Consider the following 17,617-nt stretch of genomic DNA (forward strand, 5'->3'; position numbering starts at 1 on the left):
GATCTTAACGATCTGTGTTTCTGTGTATCGGGACTTTTTCATCAGGAGTTCTCCTTCTTGGCTCAGTGTACGCCGAAGAACTCTAAAAAGGTATGTCACTAGTTTAGGGGAGGTTTACATTATGATGGCAGTAACTTAACGGTTATTGATCCACGAACATAGACTGATGAGAAGGTGACCACGGCGGAATGAGTAAGGTAGGCACTGTTCACTGAAAGGTGAATAATCCACGGATACCAGCATGACAACCGACGACATTACTGCCTCATCCGGTGCGTAAGCTCATTTTAACTGGGCATTGAAAGAACTGATTATGGACCGAAATAATGTCAGGGAAACACTCGGTTATTATTGACAAAGGGAGTCATACCAACGCTAAGCTTTGGGGCGCAGGCACGGGGCTATAATCGCGAAGCGGCCCCGTGTATGCGTCCCAACGAACGAAGTGAGTGACAATAGCGTTTTGTTAAGTGCTCGCTGCAATAGACTTTTCATTTTGTATGTTATTGATATGTTTTGACTTAAAGATTTAAAACGTTATTCGATTGAGTACCTCATCAAAGCAACTCCCGCCTTTTGCACGCAGCTTCCATAAACTATGAGTTTCACCATTACTTAAATTAGTTCGTCTTTCAACTCCTGAAATAAATGCTTTTTTACTCTCAACTAACCATTTGAACGCTAGGTCGTATTTGTAGTCATCGGATACAAGAGATAAATATACAAACTTATCACTATCGTTCAGGCCAAGATTTGATGGCGTACGCGGCTCACTTTTTAAGCAGTTAATTAAGCTCGATTTAGCATTTTGGCTTTGGACATCCCTCCAACCTTTGAAGTTGACAGAGAGCGCAATTACTAATTGGTACTTTTCGCTATTTTCAAATAGGTCTTCGTAAAACTCTTTTTCGCTTATTTGAGTGGTTAGGCCTAAAATGTCAGAGTTTACATATACAAGAATCAACAAAGAAACCAGAATACCCAACAGCTTTGGCCCACCTATTGTCAGTTTCTTCATTTTTAATTACGACTCAAATTAATTAGCTTGAACGGCACTTAACTTCCCACTAAGGGGCGATAACGCATGGGCTAAAATTAGGAACGAAGTGACGCAGCCCATGTGTTAGCGTCCCAGCGAGCGAAGCGAGAGCCTTGAGTGGTTTGTTAGGCGCTTACAGCATCTCTATTAAGAGTAATGATCATTGTTTCATTACATTCATAGTCTTCTCGCCTTTTAAGCAATTCTTCACAAAAGTGCGTTGGCAATTCAAAAGTATACGTTTGTGAGTCTAATTTTCTTGAATCTCTGTCGTAATACTCGAAGCTTATCGATGACTTACCAGCAGATACAATGATGTTAGAAAGTTCTTGGGAAGAGTCATAAGGCACTTCTACGAATTTTATCGGGCACTGAATGCCTGAATTGCCATGGACCAGCATAGGAGAAGCTCTTCTAATATCATCCCAGCTTTTACCTTTTAAAGTATGATCTTCAGAATAGCAGAGCCACTTAAGTTCCCAAATCTGGTTATTACTATGAAGCTTCAATTTGAAATCCGATAACGTTCCTGATTTAGAACCTTCGTTTATTACTGTAACTGGAACATAAACGCAGAACGAGTTTCTCAGATAATAAATGACCAACCTATTATCGATATAGGCTTTTAACTTAGCATTTGAGTTACTAAGTATGTATCCGAGCAATGTTCCCAAAAGTGTTCCAATAACACCTAATATTCCGGCAATTATCGTTGTATCCATAACACGTCCTTGTAAATTGACCTGGCGCCTAACACCCGCATAACGGGCAAAAACACGTGGGCTACAATATCAAGCGAAGCGCCGGGGAGCCCACGTGTTTTTGTCCCTGGCGAGCGCAGCGAGTGTTAATGCGCTTGTTAGTTGCCAGTTGTCCTTAACCACATATTTAATATGTGCCAGATAATAAACAGGATGCCACCCATTACTAAAAATCTGAACTGCCACTTTGAATGCCGATTTTGAGCAGCTTGGTTTGAAGCATACGCTTGCCTAATACCTTGAGACGCAGCAGAAATATAGGCAGGGTTATTTCCAATCTCTTCATGCTCACCTCGCTCTACTTTGAGGAGGTCGATATTCGCGACAGTGTTAGAATTGTCATACTGGACTGTCCTGCAGCCGCAAAAGAAACTAAGAGCCCAACAAAGTACAGCAATACCAAGAGGAATAAGAGAATATTCTAACTCCATTTCCTTCGTTACCTGCGTGCTAAATGCAATTGCTGAAGCTGCGACAGCTAATAGAAAGTAAATATATTTATGCTGCGATGTTACCAACTGATTGTGCAGCATTCTTACGTTATCATCGGACATTGCAAATTCCTTTTGGCAACTAACATCTTAATAGATCCCAAAACGGTGTGATACACCACACCAATTTGGTGTATTTAACTTTTGTATTAAGTTCAGATTACGCGACAAGGCAATCAAACGAAAGAGAAAATCTACTGCTGTGCACTTTGCAGTAGAATTAAAAACACCAAAACGCCTGTTAGGTGAAAATGTCGTTTTTATGTACGCAGAGATGAGATAAGCGGGGCGTTTTTTCGCTATTTCTATATTTTTTCCCCACAACGAAAAACGGCGAACCATCCTGGTTCGCCGTTTCCCGAAAGAACTTAAACTTAATTAGTTAATAATTAAGCTAATGCGCCTTTAGCCGCTTCGACTAGTGCGCTGAATGCTGCTTTGTCATGTACTGCGATGTCAGAAAGGATCTTACGATCGATTTCAACAGACGCTTTCTTCAGACCGTTGATGAAACGGCTGTATGACATACCATTTTGACGTGCCGCAGCGTTGATACGTGCAATCCACAGTTGACGGAATTGACGCTTGCGCTGACGACGGTCACGGTAAGCATATTGACCAGCTTTAGTTACAGCCTGTACTGCTACGCGATAAACACGTGAACGTGCACCGTAGTAACCTTTTGCCTGCTTGAGGACTTTTTTGTGACGAGCACGTGCAATTGTGCCGCGTTTTACTCTAGCCATTATTCAGTCTCCTTCAAGTCTTATACGTATGGCAGCATGCGCTGAACCAGTTTGGTATCAGAATCATGCACCAGTTTCTTGCCACGCAGATGGCGTTTACGCTTAGAACTCTTCTTGGTCAGAATGTGACGCAAGTGAGACTGTTTGCTTTTAAAGCGGCCAGAACCAGTTTTCTTAAAACGCTTGGCGGCACCGCTTACAGATTTCATTTTAGGCATTGCTAAAACTCCGCATTGTTTAAATATCGACCCTTCGGATGTGCAGTTCCTTTGGTCGGTTAATGTTTGCAGCAGGGTGATTCAGGGTGCAGATTCCTGAATACTTTAGACCGCTACTACTTCTTGCTTGGGGCCAGCACCATGATCATCTGACGACCCTCTACCCGTTTAGGGAAAGACTCGCAGCTGGCAACGTCTTCCAAATCACCTTTAATGCGATTCAGCAGATCGATACCAATTTCCTGGTGTGCCATTTCACGTCCGCGAAAACGAATCGTGACTTTGGCTTTATCACCCCCTTCCAGAAAGCGACGCAGGTTGCGCAGTTTGACCTGGTAATCGCCTTCATCAGTGCCAGGGCGGAATTTAACCTCCTTGACCTGAATTTGCTTCTGCTTTTTCTTCTGCTCTTTCTGAGCTTTACTTTTTTCAAAGAGGAATTTGCCATAGTCCATAACTTTACAGACTGGCGGCTCGGCATTTGGACTAATTTCTACTAAATCCAGATTGGCGTCTTCGGCTGCCGACATCGCTTCGTCCAACGTTACGATACCGACCTGTTCGCCGTCTTTACCAATTAATCGAACTTCTCTGGCCTTAATTTCATCGTTAATGCGGGCTTTGTCGCCCTGAGCCTGTTTGTTAGCGCCTTTAATGTGCTATTCCTCCAAAAATTCTTGTCGTTTGCCTGCACCACCCTGTCATCACGTCAGGTGCAGGCCCCGTTGGTGGCAACCATTATGTTGCCACACAGAAAGTGCCGTTGTTACTTAATGACTTTGTCGGCCACTTCCTGGCCAGCCATCGCGATAAAGTCATCCAGGTGCATTTTGCCCAGATCATCGCCGCGACGTGAACGTACAGCCACCTCGCCAGCTTCCATTTCTTTATCACCAACAACAAGCATATACGGAACACGCTTAAGTGTGTGCTCGCGGATTTTAAAGCCTATCTTCTCATTTCTCAAGTCAGACTTCGCTCTAAAGCCTAATTCATTGAGTTTTTCTACACAAGAACGGGCATAGTCAGCCTGATTGTCGGTAATATTCATCACCACCACCTGCTGTGGTGCCAGCCATAACGGGAAGAAACCGGCATATTCTTCGGTCAGAATACCGATGAAGCGCTCCAGCGACCCTAGTACCGCACGGTGAATCATGACCGGTACGCGGCGCTCGCCATCTTCGGCCACATAGCTTGAGCCAAGGCGGCCAGGCATAGAGAAGTCCGCCTGCACGGTGCCGCACTGCCATGCACGATCAAGACAATCGTACAGGGTAAACTCAATTTTCGGGCCGTAGAACGCGCCCTCACCCGGCAGATACTGGAATTCAATGCCTTTGCTGTCCAGTGCATCGGCCAGGGCTTTTTCGGCTTTATCCCAAATTTCATCACTGCCAACGCGCTTTTCAGGGCGGGTAGACAATTTCACCGCAATTTTTTCAAAGCCAAAGGTTTTGTAAGCGTCGTAAATCATATCAATACACTTACACACCTCTTCCATGATCTGCTCTTCGGTACAGAAGATATGCGCATCGTCCTGGGTAAACCCGCGAACACGCATCAGACCATGCAGCGCACCTGACGGCTCATTACGGTGACAGCAGCCAAACTCGGCCATCCGCAGCGGCAGGTCGCGGTACGACTTCAGCCCCTGATTGAAAATCTGCACGTGACCCGGGCAGTTCATCGGCTTAATGGCATATTCACGCTTTTCAGATTCGGTCGTGAACATGTTTTCGGCGTATTTGTCCCAGTGGCCGGATTTTTCCCACAGCACACGGTCCATCATCAGCGGACCTTTCACTTCGTCGTACTCGTATTTACGCAGCATCTGACGAACAAACTTTTCCAGCTCGGTGTAAATGCTCCAGCCATCGTTATGCCAGAACACCATACCCGGCGCTTCTTCCTGCCAGTGGAACAGATCCAGCGCCTTACCAATTTTACGGTGGTCACGCTTTTCTGCTTCTTCCAGACGCTGCAGGTACGCTTTGAGCTGCTTCTTGTCAGCCCAGGCGGTACCATAAATACGCTGCAGCATTTTATTGTCGCTGTCGCCACGCCAGTACGCGCCCGCCACTTTCATCAGTTTGAAATGATGGCAGAATTTCATATTCGGCACGTGCGGACCACGGCACATGTCCACGTATTCTTCGTGGTGATACAGACCTGGACGGTCGCTCTTGTCGATATTCTCGTCAAGAATTTCCATTTTGTAGGTTTCACCACGCGCTTCAAACGCATCACGGGCTTCCTGCCAGCTGACTTTCTTCTTAATCACGTCGTAGTCGGTTTTTGCCAGCTCCAGCATGCGCTTTTCCAGCTTCTGTAAGTCTTCCTGGCTGAGACTGTGGTCCATATCAACGTCGTAATAAAAGCCGTTATCGATAACCGGACCAATGGCCATTTTGGTGTTTGGCCATAATTGCTTTATCGCATGGCCCAACAGGTGTGCGCAGCTGTGACGGATAATTTCCAGACCTTCGTCATCGCGGGCAGTGATAATTTGTAGCTGGGCGTCTTGCTCAATCAGATCAACCGCGTCAACCAGTTCACCATTTACCTTTCCGGCAATGGTGGCTTTCGCCAGGCCCGGGCCGATGTCATTGGCAACATCCATTACAGAAACGGCATTATCGAAAGCGCGCTGGCTTCCGTCAGGAAGAGTAATTACAGGCATGTTCTTTCCTTTACAGTGGTGACGCCTACTCTGCGCCACTTGTTCGTTTTTTAGCGTGAAAAATAAAAAAACACCGCAAGGGTGTTACGAAAGTCAGGGCAATACCAGTGCCCTGGATGTTTGCGATTATAACGGCTTGTCAGTCACATGCAACGCTGGCGGCAGGAAATAAGGCACGGCATAATTTAATGTTCATGAAACAGGCAAAACCCACAATCATTAACCATACTCATGAAAAATCAGCAACCACGATGACACGCGCCATGTGGCACTTTATCAGCGAACGGATCTCTACCGCGCTGGATACGCCGTTTATCGTCCAGCATCGTACTGCCGCCGCGGGTGGCGACACGCATCAAAGCTTCGTGATACGTGACGAGCGCCGTCGTTTTTTTGTCAAAATTCATCCACTCAATGGCGAGCGCCCGCTGGAGGCTGAAGCCGACGGGCTGCGCGCGCTGGCCGCTGTCGACGGCGTCACGGTACCCGAGGTGATCACCGCCGGCGATATCTCCGTTGACGGCGTCGCGCACGAGTATCTGGTGCTCAGCCACCTTCGGTTTACCGCACAAACCAGCGACGCTGATTTTGCCCTCGGTAAAATGATCGCCACACTGCACAACGCCACCGGTTACGATACCTACGGCTGGCACCGTGACAACTACATCGGAGCCACCCCACAAATCAATGCGCAATCTCATGACTGGGCGTCTTTTTTCGCCCACCAGCGGATTGAAGCTATGCTGCACCGGCTGCATGATGCCGGCTACAGCATGGATGATCCTCAGACTGTTGTGGATGCCGTAAAGCAGCGTCTGGCCGGCCATCATCCCGCGCCTTCGCTGCTGCACGGCGATCTGTGGTCGGGTAATGCCGGGGTAACCAGCAGAGGGCCGGTTATTTTTGACCCGGCCGTATATATCGGCGATGCCGAAACGGATCTGGCTATGACCGACCTGTTCGGCGGCTTTTCACCCGCGTTTTACGAAGGCTATTCGTCACTTCGCCCGGTGGCGCCCGATTACCGGATGCGTAAACCGGTTTATCAGTTGTATCATATACTCAATCACGCAGTATTATTTGGCGGTAGCTACCTGACGCAGGCGGCGTCGCTTATCGCTGAAATAAAAAAGTAGATTGAGGTCACTATGTCAGAGTCTTCTCCGGTAGCACTGGTTACCGGCGCGGCGAAGCGCATTGGCGCTACCATTGTCCGCCACCTTCATGCCAACGGTTATCGCGTTATCATTCACTGCAATCAGTCAGTGGACGATGCACAGCAGCTTGCTGATGCGCTTAATACCATACGCCCGCACTCTGCCAGTGTGATCCAGGGCAACCTGTGTGACGACAACGCCGTTGCCGATGTGGCGAACCAGGCAATGTCGGTGTGTGGCAGGCTTGATGTGCTGGTGAATAACGCCTCGGCGTTTTACCCCACGCCGGTCGGCGACATTAGCCTGTCTGACTGGGATGCGCTGGTGGGCAGCAACGCCAAAGGGCCATTGTTTCTTAGCCAGGCGTTGGTACCCGCTCTGCGCGAACGCGGCGGCAACATTGTGAACATTGTCGATATGCATATCGACCGCCCGCTCCCCTCGCATTCGGTTTACTGTATGGCGAAGTCGGCCCTGGCCACCATGACCCAAGCGCTGGCGGTGGATTTGGCCCCTGATATCCGGGTCAACGGTATTGGTCCGGGTGCTATTCTGTGGCCTGAGCGCACCCTGTCCGACGACGAGCAGCAGGCCATGCTCAATACCATCCCGCTGCGACGTCTGGGTACGCCCGACGATATCGCCTCCACGCTGGGGTTCCTAATCAATGCACCCTACATAACCGGTCAGATCATTTATGTGGACGGTGGCAGAAGTGTTAATGCAAATACCGTGGCGTAGCATTATCGGCGGCCTGCTCATTGCTGGCAGTCTGACCGGCTGTAGTGGCGGCGATCCGCTGCGCGACGCCACAGAAGAATACCGTGACCGGCTAAGCCGGGTACTGGATGTGCCCTTACCCGACCTGCCAGAAACCGGCTCGCTGGCCTACCCTGACGCTCAGGCCCTGCAGGTTGCGATCGCGCCTGTCAGTGTTAATTTACGTGATTTTTATGCGCTTAAAGACTGCGCCCTGTATACTCTGATTGCCGAGCGCAACACCTCCACCGGCAAAGTGCAGCAGCCGTCTCAGCGGCTGGTTTACGAAGCGGCATTTATCCGCGCGGCTGATGACTGCATTCACACACTCAACAGTAGCAACCCTGCACTGTCTGCACGCCTGGCCGACATTCAGCAACAAAAACTCACCCAGTATGAGCGGGTCTGGGCCACGCTTATTCAGCGCAGTGAAGCCTTGCACTACGCATTTGCGCTGCCAAACGGCCTGTTAAAACAGGAAGAAAACCGCGACGCGGGCGCCGCGGTGGTCGCCCTTCATTACCTCGACAAACGCCATCAGCCTGGTGAAGTCACGTCTGCCGAGCTGGAGGAAGCCCTACAGCAAAGTGCATCAGCCCGCCTGCCGGCCAAGCTCTGGCTGACACAGCAATACCTGACCAACGCGCTGACAACACTCACCCCAGCGCTGTCGGCGGCGCTGGATAACATTGCCTGTCCGGAGGGACGCGCGCCTGAACAGGCAAAAATTTTACGAAACGTGTTCTATTTGTTTTTTATCCGGCAGATCCAGCCGGTTGGCAGTGTACTTAACGACTATCACTATCAGCTTGACGGGGTATTCTCCCGCTGGCAGACAACGCCGGCGTTATCGCCGGTATTCAGAGACTATCTGACCCGCTATGCCACAGACGGCTTTAATGCCTACCAGTCGGCGATGCGGGAGCATGTGGCCTTGTGGCAGGCTTTTTTAGGCCGGTGTAATTTGTCGCCGCAGGCGCCGTCGGCGTCGTAACAACGCTCAGGCGATATCCGGGCGGTCGTAATGCAGCAGTTGTCTGCCGCGCACCGCCGCATTGATCACCCGAATCATTTCCGGTTTCACCAGCGGCTTGGCAAGGAAGAAGTGCATGCCTGCCCGCTCTGCAGCAAGACGATCAGCATCCGACGTGTTCGCGGTCAGTGCAGCAATCACGGTACCGGCGTGCACCAGCCCCTGCACCACCAGCTGACGTGAGGCCTCAATGCCATCCAGCTCCGGCATCACGACATCCATCAATATTAAATCATACAGTTTTGCCTGCGCGGCCTTAAGTGCCTCAACCCCGTTGACGGCGACATCGGCAGACAGATTAAGCTGTTCAAGCATTGCCAGCACCACGTAGCGGTTCACCTCGTTGTCATCGACTACCAGTACGGACAAGCTCCGCGCGGCAGCAGGATCATCAATGTCAGTGGAAACCGGTTCGTTATCCTGCATCTGCTCTGACGTATCCAGCGGCACCACAATATCGAAACAACTGCCTTCGCCCGGCCGGGATGACACTTCAATTTCACCGTCCAGCCGATCGACAATCTCCTTCACAATGGCCATGCCCAGGCCGGTACCCAGTTTATGGGCATCAACGCGCTTGTCACCCTGAATAAAGGGTTCGAACAACGAAGACAGTGTCTGCTCGGTCATGCCGGTCCCGGTATCAGATACCGTGATGAGCAGGTTGGTTTTATCGCGAAAGGTTTTCAGCAGTGCCACCAGGGTAATGCTTCCCTGATCGGTAAACTTAATCGCATTGGTCAGCAGGTTTGCTACAACCTGTTGCAAACGCGTGGCATCAGAATAAAGCGGCTGGCGGGTGTCAACGCGAATATCGGTATGCAGTGACAGGCCCTTTTCTTGCGCCAGTGGCGCGAACTGGCTTACCAGGTCGTCAAACAGTCTGTCGGGTTCAAACCGGGTTTTATTCAGTGAAAAACTGTCGCTGGCCACTTTGGTGTAATCAAGCACTTCGTTAATCAGACGCTGCAGTAAATCAGAGCTTCGTAACGCCAGTGACAGCTTCTTCTGTCGTTCCTCGGGGCGTGACTCATCTTCCAGTGACTGCAGCATGCCCATTACACCATTTAACGGGGTGCGCAATTCGTGACTGATTTTCCCCAACAGACGGCTTCTGTCTTCCAGCGCCTGCTCGGCAATTTTGCGCTGGCGAATCGCTTCGCGCCGTGCACTCACCTCGTCATTCACATCCTGGATCGTGCCAAATAAGCGAACACACTGGCCATCCTGTATCTCAGCGGTGCCGTGGGTTTTAATCCAGCGACATTCGCCCTGCGCAGTCACCAGTTGAAGTTCTTCTTCCCATGACTGGCCAGACTCTATCGCACGTTGTACAACAAGGCTGATGCGCTCGCGCGATTTCCCCTCTTTATAAAATTCGATAGCCTGATGAATAGCCGGATCAAACGCTTCATCCACCTGGTGAATTTTTTTCGTCTGCGACGACCAGGTGATACTGCCGGAAGGAATATCGTACTCCCAGGTGCCAATGTTGGCAGCCGTTTCCAGCTGTGACAGCAACGATTCCTGCTTTTTCAAACGCAGAAACTGCTGTTCTCTGACCATCGCCACACCAAACCATTCAGCCAGCAGTTGCAGGTTTTCGTTGGTCACTACCGCGCTGTCGTCGCATGCCAGCACACGGTTACCGAAAAACAACATCGCGCCGGTCAGCTCACTGTTGTGGTATACCGGCAGGCAGATAATAACCGGACAGGTGCTAAAAGCCGCAAATACATCACAGTCGGGGTTTCCTTTTGCGTTGCTGACAGCCTGCCCGGTGTGCTCACTCAGCCGGGCTTTCCAGCCGGCAACCTTTTGTTCCGACATTCCGGACAGCACCGCAACAGGTACATTATCACCACACTGGCCCTGCAGCAGCGCACGCTGCTGGTCAAAACGCACCAGCATACCGGACGACAGCCCCAGTTCCCGGCACCCAAGCGCCAGTAACGCAGAAAACTGTCCGCCGGCACACTGCGTGTGTGAAGTGGTAATTGCATGAAACTCGCGAAGGAAAAGCATAAGCGTCCGGCAGAGCGTACTCGTAAATTAACGTGATTAAAGCTTAGCCGCTACAGGTAATTTGAAAATTAGACAAAAGGTTAAAGTAGACGAAAGTGTAAGTCAGGCAACATCACTCATGGCGCTGGCAGCCTGAACGCGGTCGCGGCCTTTCTCTTTTGCCAGATACAGGGCGTCATCAGCTTGCCGGAGCAACATGCTGATGTCGCCTTTTTCGCAGGCCTTGGCATGACACACGGCCACACCCGCACTGATAGTGACCCGATCGTTTAACACGCCTTCATGCGCAAGACCCAGCTCGCGAATGGTCGTTACCATTAGTTCGGCCACCTTAATAGCGCCTTTTTCGTCCGTCTCAGGCAGCAGAATAACAAACTCTTCACCGCCAAACCGGATACACAAATCGCTGGTCCTATGGGTACAGGTTTGCAGGGTTTCGGCCACCTTGCGCAGACATTTGTCGCCTTCCAGGTGTCCCTTGGTATCGTTGTAATGCTTGAAAAAATCGATATCGATAACAATTGCAGCCAGAAACGCGTTGTATCGCGCCAGGCCGCCGACCAGCTGTGGCACTTCGGATGCCAGATAAATGCGATTATGCAGCCCGGTCAGCTGATCGCGAATAGTCATACTTTCCAGTAGTTCCATACGCAATTTACTTTGCAGGTGGTGATTGACACGATGTTGCAGCGTCGAGGCGGTGACCGGTTTTAACAAGAAATCTGACGCGCCCGCCTCCCAGCAATGGTCTTCGGTTTCCGGGTCAATCGAAGAGGTGACAAACAGCACGGGGACGTCTTCCAGTCGTTCCTCGGCTTTGAGTTCCTGACACACCGTGATGCCGCTCTTGCCCGGCAGGTTCATGTCCATCAGAATAAGATCTGGCAGATGCGCCCGGCAATACGCCAGCGCCTCCTCGCCACTGGTCACCACAGCGCACTGCACCATGTCTGATAACAGGGTGCTTAATAGCGCCTGACTGACCGGATCATCGTCAACAATGAGGACCAGGCACTCGGCCAATGGTTTTACGTCTAGCTTTATCATAATTTCGGTAGCGCTTGCTTATATCGTCTGCATCCCAGATCCAAAAAATACACAGCCGTTACAGATTATCGCGACCGTCACTGTACGGGAAGTAGACTTTTGATTAAGCTAACGTATCACATATGAGCTCAGTGTCACTATGATTTCGTTACTGTTACATGCAAGGAATCGCTGATTGAACGCAAACAACTTAAGCAATAATGACGCTGTCTGGGACAAAGCCGCCCTGCTTCAGCGCATTGGTGGTAGTGAGGCACTTGTTACCACACTGGCCAACCTGTTTCTTAACCAGGCGCCCGGGCTGATGGCTGAGTTGCATAGCGCACTCGCGGCCTGTGACGCCGAGGCGATTCGCCAACACAGCCACAAGCTAAAAGGCAGCGCAGGTGATCTTGCCCTCACACAGCTTGCCCGGGTTGCCGCTAAAATTGAGGGTCTGGCCCGTGTCAACGCGCCACAGGAGGCCCAGGCATGTGAATCGGCACTGGCTGCGGCAATGGAAGGCGCTACCAGCGCCCTCACACAGCATATCAATACGCCCTGACGCGGCATCCCAGCCGTTATCGGCTTGCTGCGTCAACCATACTCAGGTAATGCTGTTTCTGTGCATCACTTAAGAAGCTGCCGGTAAACCCGTTTTTCACCAGCCGTGTCAGCTGGTCGCGGGTTAATCCTAAGGCGGCGTCCAGCGCCACAAAATTTTCGGTCAGGTTACCGCCAAAGTAGCTGGGATCATCCGAATTAACGGTAACCAGCAAACCTTTGTCCAGCAGCGACAGAATATTGTGCGCCGCCATATCATCAATCACGCACAGTTTAAGGTTGCTCAGCGGGCACACGGTCAGTGGCACTTGGGTTTTAGCCAGGTGCGCCAGCAGCTCGGGATCCTGCTCAGACTGCACGCCATGGTCAATACGATCGACGTCCAGCAGCCGTAATGCCTGCCAGATATACTCAGCAGGTCCTTCCTCTCCCGCGTGGGCGACGCGCCGGAATCCTAATGCTTTGGCAATGCCAAACACCCGCTCAAACTTTTCCGGTGGGTTACCCACTTCGGCACTGTCCAGTCCAACTGCGGTGATGTGCTGATACCAGGGACGCGCCTGCTCCAGCGTATTTATCGCATCCTCTTCGCTGTGATCGCGAAGAAAACACATGATCAGCCGCCAGGTCATCCCCCACTTTTCTTCTGCCTCATTCAGTGCGCGCAGAAAACCAGACATAAAGACATCAAAGCCGATGCCCCGATGCGTGTGGGTTTGCGGGTCGAACATAATTTCCGTGTGGACAATATGCTGCGCATGGCAATCGTTCAGATAATCCATCATCAAAAGATAAAAGTCCTGTTCGTCCCGAAGTACCTCTGCGCCCTGGTAATACAGGTTAAGAAAGCTCTGAAGGTCCTCAAACTGATACGCGCGGGCAATCTCCTCAACACTCTCATACGGCAGCATCAGGCCATGCTTTTGTGCCAGCGACCACATACGTGACGGGGTCAGGGTGCCTTCAATATGAAGGTGTAGTTCCGCTTTGGGTAAGACTTTTATCAGTTCGGATACGGCCATGCATCGGCTCCTGTGCTGCAGACATTTAATGCGTCTCATTGATGGATATCGCGCTACGTGGTTAAATCCAGACCTGGTTACCGCAACGACTCGCTGACAAAACAGACTGCACGGTGAAAAAACAGTCGCTTGCAGCAACAACCAGACGGGTCAGCGCGTGTGTTATCAACATGACATAAAATCAAAAATAAATCATCCCGAGAACCCGCTATGCTCAGCTTACTGGAACGTGTGTTTAAACTAGAGGCGCATCAGACCTCTGTGAAAAAAGAGGTCATGGCAGGCCTGACGACCTTCGCTGCCATGTCGTACATTCTGATTGTAAACCCTGAAATTCTGGGCCTGAGCGGCATGCCGGTAGCGGGACTTATTACGGTGACGGCACTGTCGGCCTGTATTGGTACCCTGCTGATGGCCGCCTTTACTAACTACCCTATCGCGCTGGCGCCCGGCATGGGGCTGAATGCCTTTTTTGCTTTTACCATCTGTCTGGCCCGCGACGTCCCGTGGCAGGGTGCACTGGGTATTGTCTTCTGGAACGGTGTGCTGTTTCTGCTGCTGACATTAACCGGGATCCGCCGGCATATTGCCGAAGCCATCCCACGCGCCCTGAAAATTGGTGTGCAGTGTGGTATCGGCCTGTTTATTGCGTTTATCGGGCTGAAAAATGCCGGACTGGTGGTGGACAATCCCGCCACCTTTGTGAGCCTGGGCGACCTGTCAGAGCCTGCTATCCTGCTTGCCCTGTTCGGAGTGCTGCTGACCCTGATCCTCTACATTCAGCGTGTTCCCGGCGCAATTCTGCTGTCTATCCTGGCACTGACCCTGATTGGCCTGGTCATTCCCACCGACTCAGGCCCACTGACGCCGGTGCCCGACGCCATTGTCGGTCTGCCGGAATCTATCAGCCCAACCTTCATGGCAATGGATATCTTCTACCCGCTCACCCACTTTTCACAAACCTGGGATCTGGTGTTTGCCCTGATGTTCGTTAACATGTTTGACACCATCGGCACCCTGATTGGCGTGTCACGCCGTGCCAATCTGCTGACACCAGCAGGCAAGCTACCGAAAATGGGCAGTGCCATGACCGCCGATGCTGCTGCCAGTGTGGCCGGTGCGGTACTGGGAACCTCGCCGGTGACCAGTTATGTTGAATCTGCAGCCGGTGTGTCAAGCGGCGGCCGTACCGGGCTGACCGCGATTACCGTTGCCGGTTGTTTTTTGCTTGCGTTGTTTTTCACGCCGCTGATGAAAGTGATCCCACTGATGGCAACCACACCGGCGTTGCTGGTCGTCGGCATTCTGATGATGGAGAGTATCCGGCAACTGGATTTTGATGATATTGGCGCGCTGGCCACGGCATCGGTTGCACTTATCGCCATGCCGCTGACATTCAGCATCAGTGAAGGCATTGCGCTGGGTTTTATCACTTACACGGGGATCATGCTGGGCACCGGCCGCCATCGTGAAGTCAGTCTGCTGACCTATATCCTGGCTGCCGTCTTTTTGCTGCGCTATGTGTTCGATCTGAAATAAGTTAACAATGAAAGGCGCCGATGAGATCGGCGCCGGTCAGCGCCTGATCACTCAAGCCCTTCGTAAGAAAACGTGACAGCTTTATCGCCGATAAAACCAATTTTGATGTGTGTGGCTTTTTCGTCGCCCCAGATACACGCCAGCGTGCCAAGCGTTTTACTGCAATTGTCCGCGCTGCCAATAATGGCTTCAACTTCCGCCTGGCTCATGCCCGCTTCCAGCTTTTCGTAATTTTCTATATTTAGTTTTGAGCAGCCTGCCAGTAACAGTACGGCTGCGCCAATAAGGATTTTACGCATAGTTATCACCTTTATTGTTTGTTATCGATTATGACTGTATAGCACAATAGGTCGCTTTCACCGAATCCGGTACGCTAAGACCACAACCAGCCAGAATGCTCTGAATTAACTGGTAGGTTGCCTCATCGTAATCGGCTTTGCGCATTTTGCCACCATGCAGCAGCGAAATCTGCGCAGCGAAGTTGGCGTAATGTTCCGTACTGGCCCAAATCTGATAAAGCAGGAACTCAGGGTTAACCGGCGTCATTTTGCCAGCATCAATCCAGCTCTGGATCAGCGACGTCCGCCCTTTCATCCATGCCACATGCTCGTCATTAAAGTAACGGGACAGATTAGGTGCCCCACTTAAAATTTCCATGGCAAATAACCGCGATGCGGTTGGCTGTGTGCGTGATAACGTCATCTTCTCGGCAATATAGCGGCTAAGCACGTCAGCCGGATCATCCTGCGGTGTGGCCTGTTCAAACTGAGACGTCCATAAATTAAGAATATTGTCGAACACCGCACTGTACAGTGCCTGTTTGGATTTAAAATAATACAGCAGGTTGGTTTTTGGGATCCCTGCCATGTCGGCAATCTGCTGTACTGAAGCCCCTTTAAAACCAAATCGGGCAAACGCCTGTTCTGCGGCTTCGAGGATTTTACGTCGGTTTCGCGCACCGATACGCGCGTCGTTATCGCTTTTGCTGCTCATTGCTGTGATTACCGTCAGTGACGACTGACTGCTTATTCTGTAATGTCGGCATAGTGTGCCATAGCAGGGCAAACTGGCAAGTGTTATCCGCTTTGACACTTACCATAAGGAAGGCCAGCTTACTGCTGCATATGATTTTGATGGCGCAACTGGCGTTTTTGCCGGTACATCGACGAGTCAGCCAGCTCAACCCACTGCTGTGCACTTTGAATAGCGGGCGTCCACACACTCTGCCCCACCGAAAACTTCACCGGTACGTCAACATTGTCGCCACCTGTCACGCTGACACCGGCATTAAGCAGACGCTCTTCAAACAGCTTCGCGGCGGTGTCACCCGCGTCATGCAGTAACACCAGAAATTCATCGCCACCGTATCGACCGAAGCAATCTGACTCGCGCAGCAGCGCACCTATAACCTGACAAAAGCGTCGCAACGCATCATCGCCGGTGCGATGACCGTAATCATCATTGATGGCCTTAAATTCGTTGAGATCGATAAACAATAAGGTGGACTGGAGATTGTCTCTGCGCAGACGCTTAATTTCCTGGTCTACCTGATACAGCATTTCGCGTCGGTTAAGGATCCCGGTCAGACCGTCCGTGCGCGACATCAGTTCGAGTTTCTTGTTGGCATTAAGCAGCGCGTAATACATGCACTTGTCATCGGTCACATCATCTGCCGTGCCCACCACGTACAGCGGTTTACCGTTGTCGCTGTATACCGTCATGCCTCGATCGTGAATATAACGCATGACACCCGCATCATTTAAAATACGGTATTCCAAATCCCACTGGACCCGCTCTTTGCTCCGATAGATCTCACTGACCCGACTTTTATCCTCTTCGTGGATGTAATTCAGAAATTTCAGCGGATAATTAAGCAGTTCCGTCCGGCTACCGCCCCAGATAAGGCGGTAACCGTCGTTCATGTAGATCATTTTTCTGAGCTCCGGGTCGGCAACCCAGACGAACGTGCGGACCGAAAACGAAGACACAATTTGCTGAAACAGGGTTTCGGTATCATGCAGCTTTGACTCACAGCGCTTCTTTTCATCAATGTCCTCAACCACTGAAATAAAATACCGGGGCTGCCCGGACAAGTCGCGCACCAGTGACACGGTTAACTTTCCCCATACCAGCCGGCCGCTTGAGTGCATGTACTGCTTTTCCATGCTGTAGCTGTCGCGTTTACCCGCTATCAGTTCTTTTGCGAAGGCGACATCTTTATGAACGTGGGCATCGGCGGTGAGTTGCTGGAAGGTAAAGGTACTGAGTAGCTCAGCCGGATAACCTAAAAAATGGCAAAGGCTGCTATTGACGCGAATAAAGCGCCCGTCTAGGGCCACGTGTGCCATACCCACGGCACAATGGTAAAAAGAGGCGTGATACACGTCATGAGACAGCGTATCTGAACGTAGGTCGTCCATGAAAAGTGGTAACTCGTTCTGCGTTATTATTTTTTAATGTGTAAAGAATAAAACGTAGTCGATCACGGCCACTTTCGCGAACAAATCTTGTTAAAAAGAACGTGAAAAACGTGGTTGAAAAAGAATGAGTCGGG

The 17,617-nt window shown here is 50.9% G+C and carries 18 protein-coding genes; 5 read left to right on the forward strand and 13 right to left on the reverse strand.

Annotated elements, in window-relative coordinates; genetic code table 11:
• Positions 1–529 precede the first annotated feature (529 nt).
• The 7 genes from AB1N33_RS08690 to thrS all read right to left on the reverse strand — a co-directional run bounded on the left by AB1N33_RS08690 (position 530) and on the right by thrS (position 5,938).
• Positions 530–1,018, reverse strand: a complete 489-nt coding sequence (locus AB1N33_RS08690; RefSeq protein WP_411271157.1) for a hypothetical protein — start codon at positions 1,016–1,018, stop codon at positions 530–532.
• Positions 1,019–1,164: 146 nt separating this feature from the next.
• The gene (locus tag AB1N33_RS08695; protein WP_411271158.1) at positions 1,165–1,761 is read right to left on the reverse strand and encodes a hypothetical protein; all 597 of its coding nucleotides are present in this window, start codon (positions 1,759–1,761) and stop codon (positions 1,165–1,167) included.
• A gap of 137 nt (positions 1,762–1,898) precedes the next feature.
• Positions 1,899–2,354 carry a hypothetical protein gene (locus AB1N33_RS08700; RefSeq protein WP_411271159.1) on the reverse strand — a complete coding sequence of 152 codons (456 nt, stop codon included), beginning with the start codon at positions 2,352–2,354 and terminating at the stop codon, positions 1,899–1,901.
• 326 nt (positions 2,355–2,680) lie between these two features.
• The gene (gene rplT, locus AB1N33_RS08705) at positions 2,681–3,037 is read right to left on the reverse strand and encodes a 50S ribosomal protein L20 (RefSeq protein ID WP_411271160.1); all 357 of its coding nucleotides are present in this window, start codon (positions 3,035–3,037) and stop codon (positions 2,681–2,683) included.
• A 20-nt stretch (positions 3,038–3,057) separates the two neighbouring features.
• Complete coding sequence (gene rpmI, locus AB1N33_RS08710; RefSeq protein WP_411271161.1) at positions 3,058–3,255, reverse strand: 50S ribosomal protein L35; 198 nt, start codon at positions 3,253–3,255, stop codon at positions 3,058–3,060.
• 116 nt (positions 3,256–3,371) lie between these two features.
• On the reverse strand, positions 3,372–3,911 hold the full coding sequence (gene infC, locus AB1N33_RS08715) for a translation initiation factor IF-3 (RefSeq protein ID WP_411271298.1): 540 nt from the start codon (positions 3,909–3,911) through the stop codon (positions 3,372–3,374).
• A 110-nt stretch (positions 3,912–4,021) separates the two neighbouring features.
• Positions 4,022–5,938 carry a threonine--tRNA ligase gene (gene thrS, locus AB1N33_RS08720; protein ID WP_411271162.1) on the reverse strand — a complete coding sequence of 639 codons (1,917 nt, stop codon included), beginning with the start codon at positions 5,936–5,938 and terminating at the stop codon, positions 4,022–4,024.
• Positions 5,939–6,132: 194 nt separating this feature from the next.
• On the opposite strand from thrS, the gene AB1N33_RS08725 reads away from it, so the two are divergent.
• From AB1N33_RS08725 to AB1N33_RS08735, 3 genes are read left to right on the forward strand one after another with little or no spacing between them, the layout of a single operon-like run.
• Complete coding sequence (locus AB1N33_RS08725; protein WP_411271163.1) at positions 6,133–7,074, forward strand: fructosamine kinase family protein; 942 nt, start codon at positions 6,133–6,135, stop codon at positions 7,072–7,074.
• 12 nt (positions 7,075–7,086) lie between these two features.
• Positions 7,087–7,836, forward strand: coding sequence for a pteridine reductase (locus AB1N33_RS08730; protein WP_411271164.1), 750 nt, complete (start codon positions 7,087–7,089; stop codon positions 7,834–7,836).
• Entirely contained in the window at positions 7,817–8,848 is a 1,032-nt protein-coding gene (locus AB1N33_RS08735) for a DUF3080 family protein (protein WP_411271165.1), read from the forward strand. Before AB1N33_RS08730 ends, AB1N33_RS08735 begins: the two co-directional genes overlap by 20 nt.
• A 6-nt stretch (positions 8,849–8,854) precedes the next feature.
• Here the strand turns inward: AB1N33_RS08735 and AB1N33_RS08740 are convergent, their stop codons facing one another.
• Complete coding sequence (locus tag AB1N33_RS08740) at positions 8,855–10,912, reverse strand: ATP-binding protein (protein ID WP_411271166.1); 2,058 nt, start codon at positions 10,910–10,912, stop codon at positions 8,855–8,857.
• A gap of 102 nt (positions 10,913–11,014) precedes the next feature.
• A complete protein-coding gene (locus AB1N33_RS08745) occupies positions 11,015–11,959 on the reverse strand; it encodes a diguanylate cyclase (RefSeq protein ID WP_411271167.1) in 945 nt (314 codons plus the stop codon).
• Between the two features lie 175 nt (positions 11,960–12,134).
• Between AB1N33_RS08745 and AB1N33_RS08750 the strand changes: the two genes are divergently transcribed.
• Positions 12,135–12,503, forward strand: coding sequence for an Hpt domain-containing protein (locus AB1N33_RS08750; RefSeq protein WP_411271168.1), 369 nt, complete (start codon positions 12,135–12,137; stop codon positions 12,501–12,503).
• A gap of 16 nt (positions 12,504–12,519) precedes the next feature.
• Here the strand turns inward: AB1N33_RS08750 and AB1N33_RS08755 are convergent, their stop codons facing one another.
• Entirely contained in the window at positions 12,520–13,524 is a 1,005-nt protein-coding gene (locus AB1N33_RS08755; RefSeq protein WP_411271169.1) for an adenosine deaminase, read from the reverse strand.
• Positions 13,525–13,734: 210 nt separating this feature from the next.
• On the opposite strand from AB1N33_RS08755, the gene AB1N33_RS08760 reads away from it, so the two are divergent.
• A complete protein-coding gene (locus AB1N33_RS08760; RefSeq protein WP_411271170.1) occupies positions 13,735–15,063 on the forward strand; it encodes an NCS2 family permease in 1,329 nt (442 codons plus the stop codon).
• A 47-nt stretch (positions 15,064–15,110) separates the two neighbouring features.
• On the opposite strand, the gene AB1N33_RS08765 is transcribed toward AB1N33_RS08760, so the two are convergent.
• The 3 genes from AB1N33_RS08765 to AB1N33_RS08775 all read right to left on the reverse strand — a co-directional run bounded on the left by AB1N33_RS08765 (position 15,111) and on the right by AB1N33_RS08775 (position 17,483).
• Positions 15,111–15,362, reverse strand: coding sequence for a DUF3862 domain-containing protein (locus AB1N33_RS08765; RefSeq protein ID WP_411271171.1), 252 nt, complete (start codon positions 15,360–15,362; stop codon positions 15,111–15,113).
• 28 nt (positions 15,363–15,390) lie between these two features.
• On the reverse strand, positions 15,391–16,056 hold the full coding sequence (locus tag AB1N33_RS08770; protein WP_411271172.1) for a TetR family transcriptional regulator C-terminal domain-containing protein: 666 nt from the start codon (positions 16,054–16,056) through the stop codon (positions 15,391–15,393).
• Between the two features lie 119 nt (positions 16,057–16,175).
• Complete coding sequence (locus AB1N33_RS08775; protein WP_411271173.1) at positions 16,176–17,483, reverse strand: diguanylate cyclase; 1,308 nt, start codon at positions 17,481–17,483, stop codon at positions 16,176–16,178.
• Positions 17,484–17,617: the final 134 nt, after the last annotated feature.

This window comes from Alteromonas nitratireducens (assembly GCF_040812025.1).
Classification (GTDB): domain Bacteria; phylum Pseudomonadota; class Gammaproteobacteria; order Enterobacterales; family Alteromonadaceae; genus Alteromonas; species Alteromonas nitratireducens.

Coding starts and splice junctions, on each gene's coding strand:
- rpmI (WP_411271161.1), bottom strand. CDS start 3,255: ATGCCTAAAATGAAATCTGTAAGCGGTGCCGCCAAGCGTTTTAAGAAA.
- thrS (WP_411271162.1), bottom strand. CDS start 5,938: ATGCCTGTAATTACTCTTCCTGACGGAAGCCAGCGCGCTTTCGATAAT.
- AB1N33_RS08765 (WP_411271171.1), bottom strand. CDS start 15,362: ATGCGTAAAATCCTTATTGGCGCAGCCGTACTGTTACTGGCAGGCTGC.
- AB1N33_RS08690 (WP_411271157.1), bottom strand. CDS start 1,018: ATGAAGAAACTGACAATAGGTGGGCCAAAGCTGTTGGGTATTCTGGTT.
- AB1N33_RS08775 (WP_411271173.1), bottom strand. CDS start 17,483: ATGGACGACCTACGTTCAGATACGCTGTCTCATGACGTGTATCACGCC.
- AB1N33_RS08770 (WP_411271172.1), bottom strand. CDS start 16,056: ATGAGCAGCAAAAGCGATAACGACGCGCGTATCGGTGCGCGAAACCGA.
- AB1N33_RS08735 (WP_411271165.1), top strand. CDS start 7,817: ATGCAAATACCGTGGCGTAGCATTATCGGCGGCCTGCTCATTGCTGGC.
- AB1N33_RS08760 (WP_411271170.1), top strand. CDS start 13,735: ATGCTCAGCTTACTGGAACGTGTGTTTAAACTAGAGGCGCATCAGACC.
- AB1N33_RS08755 (WP_411271169.1), bottom strand. CDS start 13,524: ATGGCCGTATCCGAACTGATAAAAGTCTTACCCAAAGCGGAACTACAC.
- rplT (WP_411271160.1), bottom strand. CDS start 3,037: ATGGCTAGAGTAAAACGCGGCACAATTGCACGTGCTCGTCACAAAAAA.
- AB1N33_RS08740 (WP_411271166.1), bottom strand. CDS start 10,912: ATGCTTTTCCTTCGCGAGTTTCATGCAATTACCACTTCACACACGCAG.
- AB1N33_RS08725 (WP_411271163.1), top strand. CDS start 6,133: ATGAAACAGGCAAAACCCACAATCATTAACCATACTCATGAAAAATCA.
- AB1N33_RS08730 (WP_411271164.1), top strand. CDS start 7,087: ATGTCAGAGTCTTCTCCGGTAGCACTGGTTACCGGCGCGGCGAAGCGC.
- AB1N33_RS08745 (WP_411271167.1), bottom strand. CDS start 11,959: ATGATAAAGCTAGACGTAAAACCATTGGCCGAGTGCCTGGTCCTCATT.
- AB1N33_RS08700 (WP_411271159.1), bottom strand. CDS start 2,354: ATGTCCGATGATAACGTAAGAATGCTGCACAATCAGTTGGTAACATCG.
- AB1N33_RS08695 (WP_411271158.1), bottom strand. CDS start 1,761: ATGGATACAACGATAATTGCCGGAATATTAGGTGTTATTGGAACACTT.